Origin of the sequence: Streptomyces sp. NBC_00045 (genome assembly GCF_045041095.1) — a bacterium.
Lineage (GTDB): Bacteria > Actinomycetota > Actinomycetes > Streptomycetales > Streptomycetaceae > Streptomyces.
Genome location: NZ_CP108271.1, coordinates 7615790 through 7628738 on the forward strand (window position 1 = coordinate 7615790; position 12949 = coordinate 7628738).

The 12949-nt window shown below is 71.3% G+C and carries 10 protein-coding genes; all 10 read right to left on the bottom strand.

The features are described 5' to 3' along the window. Nucleotides 1–9 precede the first annotated feature (9 nt). Entirely contained in the window at nucleotides 10–843 is an 834-nt protein-coding gene (locus OHA65_RS35125) for a carbohydrate ABC transporter permease (protein ID WP_327280163.1), read from the bottom strand. Continuing rightward, nucleotides 840–1778, bottom strand: coding sequence for a sugar ABC transporter permease (locus OHA65_RS35130; RefSeq protein WP_328764677.1), 939 nt, complete (start codon nucleotides 1776–1778; stop codon nucleotides 840–842). The genes OHA65_RS35125 and OHA65_RS35130 overlap by 4 nt, the downstream gene beginning before the upstream one ends. Then, nucleotides 1765–3069, bottom strand: coding sequence for an extracellular solute-binding protein (locus OHA65_RS35135; protein ID WP_328764678.1), 1305 nt, complete (start codon nucleotides 3067–3069; stop codon nucleotides 1765–1767). Before OHA65_RS35135 ends, OHA65_RS35130 begins: the two co-directional genes overlap by 14 nt. Before the next feature lie 196 nt (nucleotides 3070–3265). Next, the gene (locus OHA65_RS35140; RefSeq protein ID WP_327280166.1) at nucleotides 3266–4309 is read right to left on the bottom strand and encodes a LacI family DNA-binding transcriptional regulator; all 1044 of its coding nucleotides are present in this window, start codon (nucleotides 4307–4309) and stop codon (nucleotides 3266–3268) included. A gap of 100 nt (nucleotides 4310–4409) precedes the next feature. Beyond that, on the bottom strand, nucleotides 4410–5633 hold the full coding sequence (locus OHA65_RS35145) for a glycoside hydrolase family 64 protein (protein ID WP_327280167.1): 1224 nt from the start codon (nucleotides 5631–5633) through the stop codon (nucleotides 4410–4412). A 23-nt stretch (nucleotides 5634–5656) separates the two neighbouring features. Beyond that, on the bottom strand, nucleotides 5657–7072 hold the full coding sequence (locus OHA65_RS35150) for a glycoside hydrolase family 16 protein (protein ID WP_328764679.1): 1416 nt from the start codon (nucleotides 7070–7072) through the stop codon (nucleotides 5657–5659). Between the two features lie 235 nt (nucleotides 7073–7307). Further along, nucleotides 7308–8465: an ABC transporter permease gene (locus OHA65_RS35155; RefSeq protein WP_329315568.1), complete on the bottom strand. Its 1158-nt coding sequence runs from the start codon at nucleotides 8463–8465 to the stop codon at nucleotides 7308–7310. Beyond that, complete coding sequence (locus tag OHA65_RS35160; protein WP_405763246.1) at nucleotides 8462–10000, bottom strand: sugar ABC transporter ATP-binding protein; 1539 nt, start codon at nucleotides 9998–10000, stop codon at nucleotides 8462–8464. The genes OHA65_RS35155 and OHA65_RS35160 overlap by 4 nt, the downstream gene beginning before the upstream one ends. Continuing rightward, entirely contained in the window at nucleotides 9997–11052 is a 1056-nt protein-coding gene (locus OHA65_RS35165) for a substrate-binding domain-containing protein (protein WP_327280171.1), read from the bottom strand. Before OHA65_RS35165 ends, OHA65_RS35160 begins: the two co-directional genes overlap by 4 nt. Nucleotides 11053–11084: 32 nt before the next feature. Then, nucleotides 11085–12611 carry an NPCBM/NEW2 domain-containing protein gene (locus tag OHA65_RS35170; RefSeq protein ID WP_327285901.1) on the bottom strand — a complete coding sequence of 509 codons (1527 nt, stop codon included), beginning with the start codon at nucleotides 12609–12611 and terminating at the stop codon, nucleotides 11085–11087. Nucleotides 12612–12949 lie beyond the last annotated feature (338 nt).

Consider the following 12949-nt stretch of genomic DNA (forward strand, 5'->3'; position numbering starts at 1 on the left):
CGGGCTGGGTCAGCCCTTGACCGCGCCCTGCATGATGCCGCCGACGATCTGCCGGCCGAGCAGTCCGAAGACCAGCAGTACGGGCAGCGTGCCGAGCAGGGTGCCGGCCATGATCACGGACTGGTCGTGGACGTAGCCGCCGCCCAGCTGGCGCAGCGCGACCTGGACGGTCGGCTCCTGCGAGGACAGTGCGACGATCGGCCAGAAGAAGTCGTTCCAGGCCGTCATGAAGGTGAGCAGGCCCAGGACCGCCATGGCGGGGCGGGCGATCGGCACGACGACCGACCAGAAGATCCGGGCGTGCGACGCCCCGTCCACCCGGGCCGCCTCGACCAGCTCGTCCGGCAGCGATTGGGTGAGGAACTGCCGCATGAAGAACACCCCGAAGGCCGAGACGAGCCCGGGCAGGATCACGGCCTGGAGCTGGTTCACCCAGTGCAGTTTGACGATCAGCATGAAGAGCGGGATCACCCCGAGCTGCGGCGGGATCATCATCGAGGCGACGACGGCGCCGAGCAGTGCCCCGCGGCCGCGGAAGCGCAGTTTGGCGAAGGCGAACCCGGCCAGCGTCGAGCACAGCACCGTGCCCACGGTGATCGCCCCCGAGACGACGAGCGAGTTGAGCAGCGCCTTGCCGATCGCCGCCTCGTCCAGCACTGCCTGAAGGTTGTCCAGGAGCTTCGGACCGGGCAGCAACGCGGGCACCGGGCGGGCCAGTTCGGCGTTGGAGCGGCTCGCCGCGACGAGGGTCCAGTACAGCGGGAAGGCCGAGACCAGCACCGCGCAGATCAGGACCGCGTACGTGAGCCTTCCGCCCCGCCGGGCGGATCCACTCGCGCTCATCGGACCGCCTCCTTGCGCGAACGGTGCTGCGCGGCCAGGGCGTTGGCCCCGACCAGCACCACGATCAGCAGGAACATCACCCAGGCGATGGCCGCCGCCCGGCCCAGGTGGAAGAAGCCCCAGCCCTGCTCGTACATGTACAGGCCGAGCGTCTGGTATTGGTGCGAGATGCCCCCGGACACGGAGCCCTCGAACAGCAGCGGCTCGCCGAACAGTTGGGTGGCGCCGATCGTCGAGACGATCGAGGTGAACACGATCGTGGGACGCAGCCCGGGTAGGGTCACATGGACGAACTGCCGCCAGCGGGAGGCCCCGTCGACCTCGGCCGCCTCGTACAGCTCGGCCGGGATCGTCTGCATGCCGGCCAGGTAGATCAGCGCGTTGTAGCCGGTCCACCGCCATACGACGATCGACGAGACGGCGATCTGGGAGGCGGCCGTACCGGTCTGCCAGTCGACGGGGTGGACGCCCGCGAGGGAGAGCAGCTGGTTGACGAGACCGAAATCGCGTCCGAAGAGCTGGGCGAAGATCAGCGAAGCGGCGGCGACCGAGGTCGCGTACGGCAGCAACAGTGCCGTGCGGAAGAACGTCCGCGCTCGCAGCCGGTAGTTGAGGAGGTGGGCCAGACCCAGCGCCATCAGCAGCTGGGGCACCGTGGACAGGACGCCGATGGCGAAGGTGTTGCGCAGCGCCGTCCAGAAGAACGGGTCGGTGAACAGCGCCGTGTAGTTGCCGAGGCCGCGCCACTCCAGCTCGCCGGGGGTCTGCAGTTCGGCGCGGTAGAGGGAGACGTACGCCGTGTAGAGCAGCGGGAAGATCCCGAACGCGGCGAACAGGGTGAAGAAGGGGGCGAGGAAGGAGTACGGGGCCAGCGCGGCCGGCAGCCCGCGCCGCCGGGGCGGCGGCGCGGGCGACGTCTGCTCAGCCGAGGGCATTCTTGACGGCCTTCTTCGCGTTCGACCAGGCCGCGTCGGGTGCCGTGCCCTTCCGTTCGACCTCGCTCAGCGCGTTGTTGATCTGATCGGCGATGTCCTTGTCGTGCAGGCCGAGCACCTGGACGGGGGCCTGCTCGGCGGCGTCGCCGAAGATCTTGCCGATCGGCGCATCGGAGAAGTACGGGTCCTTGGCGTCCGCTATCTGCGTGATCGACTTGGTGGCCGACGGGAAGTTGCCCTGCTTGCGGAACACCTTGGTCTGCTGCTCCGGCGCGGTCAGCCACTTGATCAGCTCGTACGCCTCCTTCTTGTGCCGGGCCGCGCTCGGGACGGCCAGGTAGGAGCCGCCCCAGTTGCCCGCGCCGCCGGGCAGCTTCGCCACGTCCCACTTGCCCTTGCCCGCGTCCCCGGCCTGGCCCTTGATGTAGCCGAGCATCCAGGCGGGGCAGGGCAGGGTGGCGAAGGAGCCCGAGGAGAACGCCTGGTTCCACGGCGGCGACCACTGGTCCAGCTTGGCGCTGAGGCCCTCGCCCGCGGCCTTGACCGAGGCGTCCCAGGCGGACTTCACGGCGGGGCTGTTTTCGTAGACCAGCGCGCCCGAGGCGTCGTAGTACCGCTCCTTCTGCTGGCCGACCATGATCGCGTTCAGGCTGCCGACACTGTCGAGCCAGGCGCTGCCGGCCGGCGCCTTCTCCTTGTACTGGCGGCCGAGTTCGAGGTAGCCGTCCCAAGTGGCCCACCGCGCCGCCAGTTCGGTGCGGTCGGTGGGCAGGCCGGCGGCCCGCAGCAGGTCGCTGCGGTAGCACATCGCCTCGGGACCGACGTCGGTGCCCAGGCCCAGCACCTTGCCGTCCTTGGTGGTCGCGGCGGACCACTTGGCGGGGGCGAACCCCTCTTTGAGCGCCCCGGCCCCGAACTGGTTCAGGTCCACGAACTTGCCGGCCTGCTGCTGGGAGACCGAGGCGATCCGACCCACCTCGATGCCCTGGACGTCGGCCAGGCCGCCGCCGCCCGCGAGGCGCGTCTGGAGGGACTTCCAGTAGTCCTGCTCGTCCTCGGTGTCCGTCTGCTTGATCTTGATGCCCGGGTGGAGCTGCTCGTACTCGGTGTAGAGGCCGGCCTCCTGGTAGCCGAACGAGCCGAACAGGTCGACGGTGAGCGTGACGGCGCCGCCCGCGGCATCCGACGAGGCGCCGCCCGACCCGGATCCGCAGGCGGCCAGGAGCATTCCGGTGAGGGCGACGGCGCCGAGGCGGACCCCGGCTCTCAGGGCGGTTCGGGGGACGGACATGGGGCGGCCTCCTTGGCTTGGACGGGCAGGGTGCAGGGGTGGGACTTGCGCCGGCTTGAGAGCGCTCTCAGAACGCGACTGGAGCCTGCACCCGCAGCCAGGGCCCCGTCAAGAGTCGTACGCACACCAGCGAGCATTCGTCCGCAATCACCCCTCCGCTGCGACGAGTTCACGCCGTGCGGGCCCGGCCGGACGATCAACTGGAGGCGCGCCGCACCAAGGCCGTCGCGGTGACCACCGAGGCGGGCACGGCACGTTCGCCCGGGGCGGTGTTCAGGGTCCGCAGCAGCAGCCGCGCCATCAGCCGCCCCATGCCCTCGATGTCCTGGCGCACGGTCGTCAGCGGCGGATCGGCGGTCTCCGCCACCAGTTCGGCATCGTCGAAGCCGACGAGCGCCACGTCCCCCGGCACGGCGAGGCCGCGCTCCCGCAGCACCCGCAGCGCGCCCGTCGCCATCAGGTCGTTCGCCGCGAACACCGCGTCCAGGTCCGGGCAGCGCTCCAGCAGCGCGGCCATTGCCAGGGCCCCGCCCGCCGCGGTGAAGTCCGCCTCCTCGATCAGCGCGGGATCGGCGTCGAGCAGCACGTCCCGGTAGCCGTCGAGCCGGTCCACCGCCGAAGTCTGGTCCAGCGGCCCGGCGATGTGCGCGATCCGCCGCCGTCCCCGTTCCAGCAGGTGTCGCACGGCCTCGCGGGCGCCGCCGCGGTTGTCCGCGTCGACGTACGCGACGCCGCCGTGCTCCCCGGGCCCGGAGGTCCAGCCCGGCCGGCCGCCGTAGACCGTGGGCATGCCGATGCGGCGGGTGATCGCCGGCAGCGGATCGTCGGTGTGCAGCGAGAAGGCGAGCGCCCCGTCGACGTGCCCGCCGGCCAGGTAGCGCTCGATGCGGTCGTAGTCCCCCCGGTCCTCCACCAGCAGCAGGACCAACTGCGTGTCGTGCGCGGTCAGCTCCTTGCTGATGCCGCGGACCTGCCGGGAGAAGAACGGGTCGGAGAAGATCCGGATCTCCGGCTCGGCGATGATCACCGCGACGGCGCCCGTGCGCCGCGTGACCAGCGTGCGGGCCGCCGGATTCGGTACGTACCCGAGCTCACGGACGGCTTCGCGCACCTTCTCCACCAGATGCGCGCGCACGCCCTCGCCGCCGTTGACGACGCGGGACGCGGTGGCCCGGGACACCCCGGCGCGCTCCGCCACGGCCTCCAGCGTGGGGCGGTGACCGGGAAGCTGTTCGGGCACGGGCGCTCCTTCTGCGTCTCCGGGGGCTGTTGGCTCGCCGGACAGCAGGGTAACCCGTGCCTCCGGGAGACTGAGAGCGCTCCCGGAGACACGGGCGGGGTCACCAGCCGATGCCGAGGGTCAGCTCGGTCGGAGGCTCGGCGTTTCCGAGGATCTGCACGGACGACTGGTCGTTGACGTCGTCGTAGGGGAAGCCGTAGGCCCGCCCGTTCAGGCCGACGGTGTGGAAGTAGCCGGCGTAGTCGTTCTTCGCCGCCCCGCCGTAGTACGCGGCCGGGGTGTACCAGGCGCCCGTGTCGAGGGCGACGCCCCGGTTGAACGCGGCGCAGAACTCCGCACCGAGCTGCTTCTCGGTGTCGTTGCCGGAGGCCAGCGCCCCCGCGCAGGCCATGACGTCCGGTGAGGTCGGCTTGCGGAGGGTGAAGGGGCCCGCGCCGTTCTTGCTGAAGGTGAGCGTCGAACCCGAGACCCGCCCCGAGAAGGTCTCGCCGTGCCGGGTCAGGACGAACGGGTGGGTGGTGTAGAACGCCCAGGCCCGGTCGATGGCGGCGGTGAGGTGGTTCTGCTGCGCGCCGCCCGCGAGGAACAGCTCCGAGGAGCGCGGTGCCACGATCCGGTAGGCGTTCTGCAGCGGCTTGAAGGCGCTCCCCACGGAGGCCGCGTACTGCTGCATGACCTCGGCGCGGGTCCGGCTGATGCCCCGCGTGGTGTCGTGGCCGCTGGAGGTCTGGCGCAGCCGCGAGGTCATCGGGAAGCCGAACTGGTCGACCTGGGTGGTGTTCCCGCCGAAGGCGACCTCACCCTTCACGTACGTGTACTCGTACCAGTCGAGGTATACGTCGCTGTTCGGGTCATGGGGATTGCGCAGGTCGGGGCCACCCCAGCCCTGGTCGTCGGGGGAGACCGGGAAGAAGACGGGCGAGCCGAGGGAGACGTAGATCCGGCCTCCGCGGATCGATGGTGGGGAGGGCACCGTGCCCCCCACCCGGGCCAGCGTGAAGGACATGTTGGGGTAGGCAACGCCGTTCTTGACCAGGTGGCCGGGTGCGGTGGCGTCGAGGTGGTTGATGTGGGCCATGGATCCGTCGGGCTTCATGTACGACCACTGGCCGGGGGTCACCTGGCCGAGCACCGTGATGAAGACCTGTGCATCGGTGTAGGCGCCGCGGGTGTCGTTCCGGAAGGTGATCGGGAAGCTGCCCGGCCCGCCCTGCGCGAGGCCCGCGACGGCCCGGGCCGGGGCCCAGAGCAAGGCCGCCACCAGGGCGATCAGCGCGGCCAGCAGCACCGGCACGGTGAGCGGGAGCGTTCTGCGTGTGGTCATCGGGGTCTCCTGGGTCCGGCCGGTCAGTGGCCGAAGCCGAACCAGTTGACGTTCACGTAGTCGGCGCCCTGACCGCTGGTGAAGGTCAGGTACACGTCGTGCGTGCCGGTGACGGCGCTGATGTTCGCCGGGACGGTCTTCCAGCTCTGCCAGCCACCGGTGTTGGCGACCGAGAAGCTGCCGATCGGCGGTCCGGTGCGGCTGTCCAGCCGGACCTCGACGAGTCCGCTGACCCCGCCGGCCGCGCCGCTCGCGACCCGGCCGAGGAACTGGTGAGCGGCGGTGGAGCCGAAGTCGACCCCCTTGTAGAGGGCCCAGTCGCCGTTGGCGATCGTACTCAGGTTCCGGCCGCCGCCGGAGTCCGTGGTGGTCTCCGTGGCCAGCCCGGCCTGGGCCTCGTACGACTCGGCCTCGATGGTGCCGTACGCGTCGCGGCCGCCGGCCGGCGGCGTGGTGGGCGGAGTGGTCGGCGGGGTCGAGCCGCCGGCTGAGCTGAGCACGGACACGTAGTCGACGACCATCGAGTAGCCGGGCTGGGTGCCGGCGTCGGGTCCGCCGCCGAAGGCGTCCGGGAAGCCGCCGCCCATGGCGACGTTCAGGATGATGAAGTAGCCGTGGTTCGTGGCGTTGGCCCAGGTGGCGGCGTCCACCTGAGTCGCCTTCACCGTGTGGAAGTTGACCCCGTCCAGGTAGAAGCGCATCTCCTCCACCGCGGTGGACCGGTCCCACTCCACCGCGTACGTGTGGAATCCGCCCTGACAGGTGGTGCCGGAGCAGACGCGCTGGCCGCCGATGCCGGACGTCTCGTTGCACGGGCCGCCGGGGCTGGTGCCGCAGTGCATCGTGGCCCACTCGTTGTTGATGCCCTGGACGTTCTCCATGATGTCGAGCTCACCTATGCCGGGCCAGTTCCACCAGTTGCCGCGGTAGGGCGCGCCGAGCATCCAGAACGCCGGCCAGTAGCCCTTCGCCGCCGCACCGGCGACGTTCGGCATCTGGATCCGGGCCTCGGTGCGGAGCTTGCCGCCCGCCGGGGGCTGGAAGTCGGAGCGCCGCGTTTCGACGCGGCCGGAGGTCCAGTGGCCGGCGGCGTCCCTGCGCGGGGTGATCCGTAGGTTTCCGGCGCCGTCGAGAGAGACGTTCGAGGGGTCCGCGGTCATCGTCTCGACCTCGCCGGTACCGAAGTTGGCGGGACCGCCGGGGTAGCCCGTTCCGGTGGTGTACTGCCAGTCGGCGGAGTTCACACCGGATCCGGCGGCCCCGTTGAAATCGTCCAGGAACACCTGGGACCAGCCCGACGGGGTGGGGGGAGCGACCGCGCCCGCGGGCGCCGTGACCATAGCGGCGGCCGCCGCGGCCACGGCCATCGTGCCGACTGCGGCGATGACGGCCCGCCGGACGGAGAACCGCTTTCTGCTTCTGCCGGATGTCTGACGCATGGGTGCCCTCTCTGAGGCGCCGGTGAGGCGCGGTGCGGGGGGAGGCGGCTCTCTGAGAGCGCTCTCAAAGAGTGCCGCTGACACTGTGCTCCCCGCCTCCTAGGGCGTCAAGTCTTTGAGCCGCCAAAGCCACTGCGGGCCAAGGGAGTTCATTGGTTGAAGGGCGGGCACACGAGGTGCGGAGGCCGCGCGCCGCCACCCTCCGCTCGGACCCGTCGGGACGGGGCCCCTCCGGTCAGGTGGGCAGCCCCACCGCCCGCTCCCCGGCCCGCCGCTTCTGGATCACCACGGCCACCACCAGCAGGGCCCCCTGGGCGACGTTCTGCCAGAACGGGTTGACGCCCTGCACGGTCAGGCCGTTGTCCAGCGCCCCGAGCAGGGTGATGGCCAACAGGGTGCCGCCGACCCCGCCCTTCCCGCCCGCCAGCAGGCAGCCGCCGAGGGCGGCGGCCGTGATCGCCTTCAGTTCGAGGCCCTCGCTGCCGGAGACGGGGTGGCCGAATCCGGTCCGGGCGGTCAGCAGGACCCCGGCGCCCGCGGCGACCACCCCGGCCAGGCCGTAGACGGCGATCAGGTACTTGTTGATGTCGATCCCGGCCAGCCGGGCGGCGGTGTCGTTGCCACCGATCGCGTAGATGTTGCGGCCGATGTCGGTCGACTTGAGCAGCAGGTGGATGGCGAGGGTGACCGCGGCGAGCACCCACAGCAGGACGGGGATCCCGGCGATCGAACCGTTCGCGAGGAACACGAAGACGTCGTCGTTGCTGACGTACCCCTGGGCCGCGCCCTTGGACAGCAACTGGGCGACCCCCTTGTACGCGGCGAGGGTGGCCAGCGTCGCGATGACCGGGTTGACCCGGCCGAAGACGATGACCGCACCGTTGAGGAGCCCGGCGAGCAGGCCCGCAACGAGCGCCGCGGCGATGCCGAGCAGGGCGTTCCCGCCGGTGGAGGTGAAGACCATGGCGGAGACGACCGACGCCACGCCGACCTGGGAGCCGACGGAGATGTCCAGTGCGCCGCAGATGATCACCACGGTCTGGACGAGGGCGAGCAGCCCGGAGATGGTCACCGCGTCGCCGATGACCTTGATGTTGGCCCACGTCAGATAGGCGGGGTTGAGCCAGCCGAAGAGGGTCAGCACCAGGACCAGGGCGCCGGTCAGGCCGAGGTTCTGGCCGCCGACGGAGCGCAGGAGCAGCCAGATCCGCTCCCCGCGCCCCGCCGCCGCCCCGACCTGGTCGGCGCCGGCCGGGATGCCGCTCGTACCGGACGCCCCGGCGGACTTCCCGCCGGTTGTGGCTCCTTCCGTTGCGCTGCCGGTCCCGCCGGTCGTGTCACCGGCCGCGCCCTCGGGCACGCCGCCTCCCGCGGTCGCCGTGTTCGCGTTCACCTGGCTCCTCCGCTCCCCGTCGTCGTGGTCAGGTCCTCGGCCATCGCCAGGGCGAGGACAGCCTCCTCGGTGGCCTCGGCGCGGTCCAGTTCGCCGGTGATCCGGCCGCCCTGCATCACCAGCACCCGGTCGGCCAGCCCGAGCACCTCCGGCAGTTCGGAGGAGATGACCAGAAGCGCCACCCCCGCCTCGGCGAGGTCCGCGATGATCTGGTGGATCTCGGCCTTCGCGCCGACGTCGATGCCGCGGGTCGGCTCGTCGAGTATCAGCACCTTGGGCCTGCGGGCCAGCCAGCGGGCGAGCACCACCTTCTGCTGGTTGCCGCCCGACAGCGTGCGCACCTCCCGCTCCACCGACGGGGTCCGCACGCGCAACAGGCCGGTGTACTTCCGGGCGAGTTCCTTCTCGGCCGCCCGGCGCACGAAGCGCAGGCGGCTCAGCCGGTCCAGCACGGCCAGCGCGATGTTGTCGCGGACCGACCGGTCGAGGAACAGCGCCTGCGCCTTGCGCTCCTCGGGCGCGAGGCCGATGCCCGCACGGATGGCGTCGGAGGGCCGGCGCAGCCGCAGCTCCTCGCCCAGCACCGAGACCGTGCCGCCGCGCAGCGGGAGGTCGCCGATCAGCGCCCGGGCCAGCTCGGAGCGCCCGGCGCCGACGAGCCCGGCCAGGGCCACGACCTCGCCCGCCCGGACCTGGAAGGTGATGGCGCGCACGTCGTCGGTGGTGACCTCGCGGACGTCCAGGACGACGCCCCGGTCGCCGGCCGCGTGCGTACGTGCGGGACCCCTCCGGGCGACGGACAGGTCCCGGCCGACCATCATCCGTACGATGGCGCCCTCGTCCGTGGCGGCGGCGTCCTCGACGCCGACCAGCACCCCGTCGCGCAGGACGGCCACCCGGTCGGCGAGCCGGAAGATCTCCTGCATGCGGTGGGACACGTACACGACCGCGAGCCCCTGTTCGCGCAGTCTGCGGATCAGCGCGAACAGGGCCTCCACCTCGTGCTCGGAGAGGGAGGAGGTGGGCTCGTCGAAGGCGACCACCTTCGCCTCGCCCGTCAACGCGCGCAGGATCTCCACGAGTTGGCGCTGGGCCGGGGTGAGGAGGATGCCGGGGGTGTCCGCGTCGAGGACGTGCCCGAAGCCGATCCGGTCCAGGTCCTCCCGGAGCCGGCGGCGCAGGGCCGCCCGGTCGAAGCGGCGGCCGCCCCGCGTGGGCAGGGCGCCGAGGTAGACGTTCTCGGCGACCGTGAGGTGCGGGACGATCTCCGGTTCCTGGGGGATGAGCCGGATCCCGGCCGCCCGGGCGTCGGCCGGGGAGCGCAGCCGCACCTCGGCGCCGTCCACGTGGACCGTGCCGCAATCCGCGGGGTGGTCACCGCAGACGATCTTCAACAGGGTGGACTTCCCGGCGCCGTTCTCACCCATCAGCGCGGTGACCGAACCTGCCGGGAAGTCCAGGCTGATGTCGCGCAGCGCCAGGACCCCGGCGAAGCTCTTGGCGACGCCGGCCACGCGCAGTCCGGTCGCCGTCATTTGCAGCCGAATCCGGCGTCCCGCCACGTGCCCGAGTCGACCATTCTGGTCGGGGCGAAGGCCTCGGGCGTGAACTCCGTACCGTTCTTGAGCTTGTCGTACATCGCCTGGACGGCCAGCTTGCCGACCTCGTCGCCGGGGATGTAGAGCGCGGCCTTCATCCCGTTGTCGGCGCCCGCCTGCCAGTCCTTGCAGGCCAGATAGGCTCCGAGGCCGACGCCGACGATGTCCGCGCCCTTGACGCCCGCGTTGTTCAGGCCCTTGACCCCGCCGGAGACGTTCTCGTCGTTGCAGCCCATGACCACCCAGTGCCTGACGCCCTGGTTGGCCGTCACCGTCGCCTCGACCTTGGCCTGCGCGCCCGCCGGGGTGTTGTCCGTACCGAGCTCGATCGTCTGGACCTCGGGGGCCCCGGCCTCCTTCCACGCGGCCTTGGCCCCGTTGATCCGGTCGGTGCACACGGTCGTGTCCTGCTTCCACGCGTAGACGATCCGGGTGTCCGCCGGGCTCCAGCCCGCCTTCGTGAACTCGGCCGCGGCTCGCTTGCCGACCTCGCCGCCCATCTGGACCCCCGAGAAGCCCACGCGCGCCACCAGATCGGCCTTGCCGCACGCCGCGGGCTTCGGTCCGCTGACGCACACCTGGTCGTCGGAGGTGAGCAGCGGGATCCCCGCCTTCTTGGCCTCGGCGGCGACCTGGGGGCCGACCGCCGACTCCGGCACGACGATGATGATGCCGGAGTTCTTCTGTGCGATCGCCGACTTGACCTCGGTGATCGTCTTCGAGGCGTCGTTGCCGAGGTTGACGACGGTCAGCTTGACGCCCAGCTCGTCGGCCTTCTTCTTGGCGCCGGCGGCCTCGGAGACGAAGTACTCCTGGTCGCCCTGCTTCTGCAGGTAGGCGATGGACATCGGGCCGCCCGCGTTCCGGCCGGCGTCCGTTCCTGTTCCCATGCCGGGGGCGGATCTGCCGGAGGAGCAGGCCCCCAGGGTGAGCGCCAGCGCGAGGGCGCCGGTCAGTGCGGCGCCGCGGCGGTGCCGGTTCATGGACATGTACGAGTGCTCCCTCATCGGGCCGGGGTGGGTCAGGCGCAGGTGAGCCGGGGCGCTGCCCAGTCCGCGTGGTCGTAGTCGATGCCGTTGCCGCCGTCGGTGACGACGAGCCGCAGGGTCTGGCCGCCGGTGAGATCGGCGGTGAGCTTCCTGGCCGCGTCGGCCGTGGTGACGGTGCCGCTGTCGGCGACCTTGGTGGTGTCGCGGTAGATCTGGAAGGCGACGGCGCCGGTGAAGGCGCTCTCGTCGTCGACGCCGACGTCCACCGTCAGTGCGGTGCACCTGCCGCCGAGGTGGTAGGTCACGGTGCTGGGCGCGTGCACGCCCAGGCCCTTGGCGTACGTGGCGCCGCCCACGGTCAGCGTCCTGCCGTCGCCGGCCGCCCGCTCCCCGTTGCTCCGGTCCTTCTCCACCGGGCCCCAGCCGCTGCTCACCCCGGTCCAGGGCAGGTCGGAGAGGTGGGAGGTGCCGGCGGGCGGGAGCGGCGCCGGGCCCGGGGTGATCCGGTACACGACGGTGGCGTGGGGGGCGACCGAGGCGCTGATGGTGCCGCTGGTTTGGGTCGAGGCGGCCTTGGTCCACAGCTCCTTGAGGGCGTAGGGGCCGCGGTTGCCGATGCCGAGGGCGTCCGTCGTGGCGGAGATCGTGGCCGTGGATCCGGTTTCGTTGGTCAGGGAGAGCGCCCGGTCGCCGTTCGCCAGTTCCTTGGCCATCACCACCAGGCCGCCCGCGTTGGAGACCACCGTGCCCTGCTTGCCGAGGACGTCCTGGTCCAGGGCGATCACGTCGGGGTTCGAGAGGATGTCGAACGTCTCGGCCGTCGCCTTGCGCAGGTCGCTGCCGATCAGCAGCGGCGCCGACATCATCGACCAGAGGGTGAAGTGGGTGCGGTATTCGGCGGGGGTCATTCCGCCGTTGCCGACCTCCAGCATGTCGGGGTCGTTCCACTGGCCGGGGCCCGCGTACGGCGCGAGCGGCTGGTTCTTGTGCGCGATGGAGATCATCGAGGACCAGCTGTCGCCGATGTCCCCGGTGGTGCGCCACAGGTGGCCGACGCCGGACGCCCAGGTCCACGGCTGGTTCTGGCCCCACTCGCACAGCGAGAAGACGATGGGCCGGCCCGTGTTCTTCAGCGCGGCGGCCATGTCGGTGTACCGCTTCTTCGCGTCCACGCCCTGGTTGTTGCAGTTGTCGTACTTGAGGTAATCGACGCCGAAGGAGGCGAACAGGTCGGCGTCCTGGCGCTCGTGGCCGAGGCCGCCGGGGAAGCCCGCGGTGTCGCAGGTCTTGGTGCCGGCGCTGGTGTAGATGCCGAACTTCAGGCCCTTGGCGTGCACGTAGTCGGCGAGCGCCTTGATCCCGCCGGGGAAGCGGACGGGGTCGGCTACCAGGTTGCCCGAGGCGTCGCGGTTCGGCAGGGCCCAGCAGTCGTCGAGGTTGACGTACTGGTAGCCGGCGGCCTTGAGGCCCTTGGCGACGAAGAGGTCGGCGATGCCCTTGACCATCGTCTCGTTGAACTCGGCCCGGCAGTGGGTGGAGTTCCAGTTGTTGAACCCCATGGGCGGGGTCAGCGCCTGGCCGTCGGCGACGGCGGCGGCGGGGGCGGCGCCCGCGATCACCGCGGTCCCGGCCAGCGCAGCGGCCCCCGCCGCCGGGGCCAGTAACGGCAGGGCCGCGAGGGCCGCCGCCAGACGGCGCCCGACGGCGCTTCGTAACGTGTGCACAGACGGCTCCTGGGGGAGTGGGGCCCGGAATTCCGGGAGAGCGTGTGCGGAATTGCGTCCTGACGGTGTGTCGGTTCCCGCAGAAGTCCTCAGGAACGAACGGACTCCAACGGGAAGGCCCACATCACACTGCCGCAGCAGGGACATGTCAAGAGAGCGGACTGCGTCGATCC

Bases quoted from the DNA above. Each gene is read 5' to 3' on its own strand.
- OHA65_RS35125 (WP_327280163.1), bottom strand. From the start codon at position 843: ATGAGCGCGAGTGGATCCGCCCGGCGGGGCGGAAGGCTCACGTACGCG.
- OHA65_RS35130 (WP_328764677.1), bottom strand. From the start codon at position 1,778: ATGCCCTCGGCTGAGCAGACGTCGCCCGCGCCGCCGCCCCGGCGGCGC.
- OHA65_RS35135 (WP_328764678.1), bottom strand. From the start codon at position 3,069: ATGTCCGTCCCCCGAACCGCCCTGAGAGCCGGGGTCCGCCTCGGCGCC.
- OHA65_RS35145 (WP_327280167.1), bottom strand. From the start codon at position 5,633: ATGACCACACGCAGAACGCTCCCGCTCACCGTGCCGGTGCTGCTGGCC.
- OHA65_RS35150 (WP_328764679.1), bottom strand. From the start codon at position 7,072: ATGCGTCAGACATCCGGCAGAAGCAGAAAGCGGTTCTCCGTCCGGCGG.
- OHA65_RS35160 (WP_405763246.1), bottom strand. From the start codon at position 10,000: ATGACGGCGACCGGACTGCGCGTGGCCGGCGTCGCCAAGAGCTTCGCC.
- OHA65_RS35165 (WP_327280171.1), bottom strand. From the start codon at position 11,052: ATGTCCATGAACCGGCACCGCCGCGGCGCCGCACTGACCGGCGCCCTC.
- OHA65_RS35170 (WP_327285901.1), bottom strand. From the start codon at position 12,611: ATGGGGTTCAACAACTGGAACTCCACCCACTGCCGGGCCGAGTTCAAC.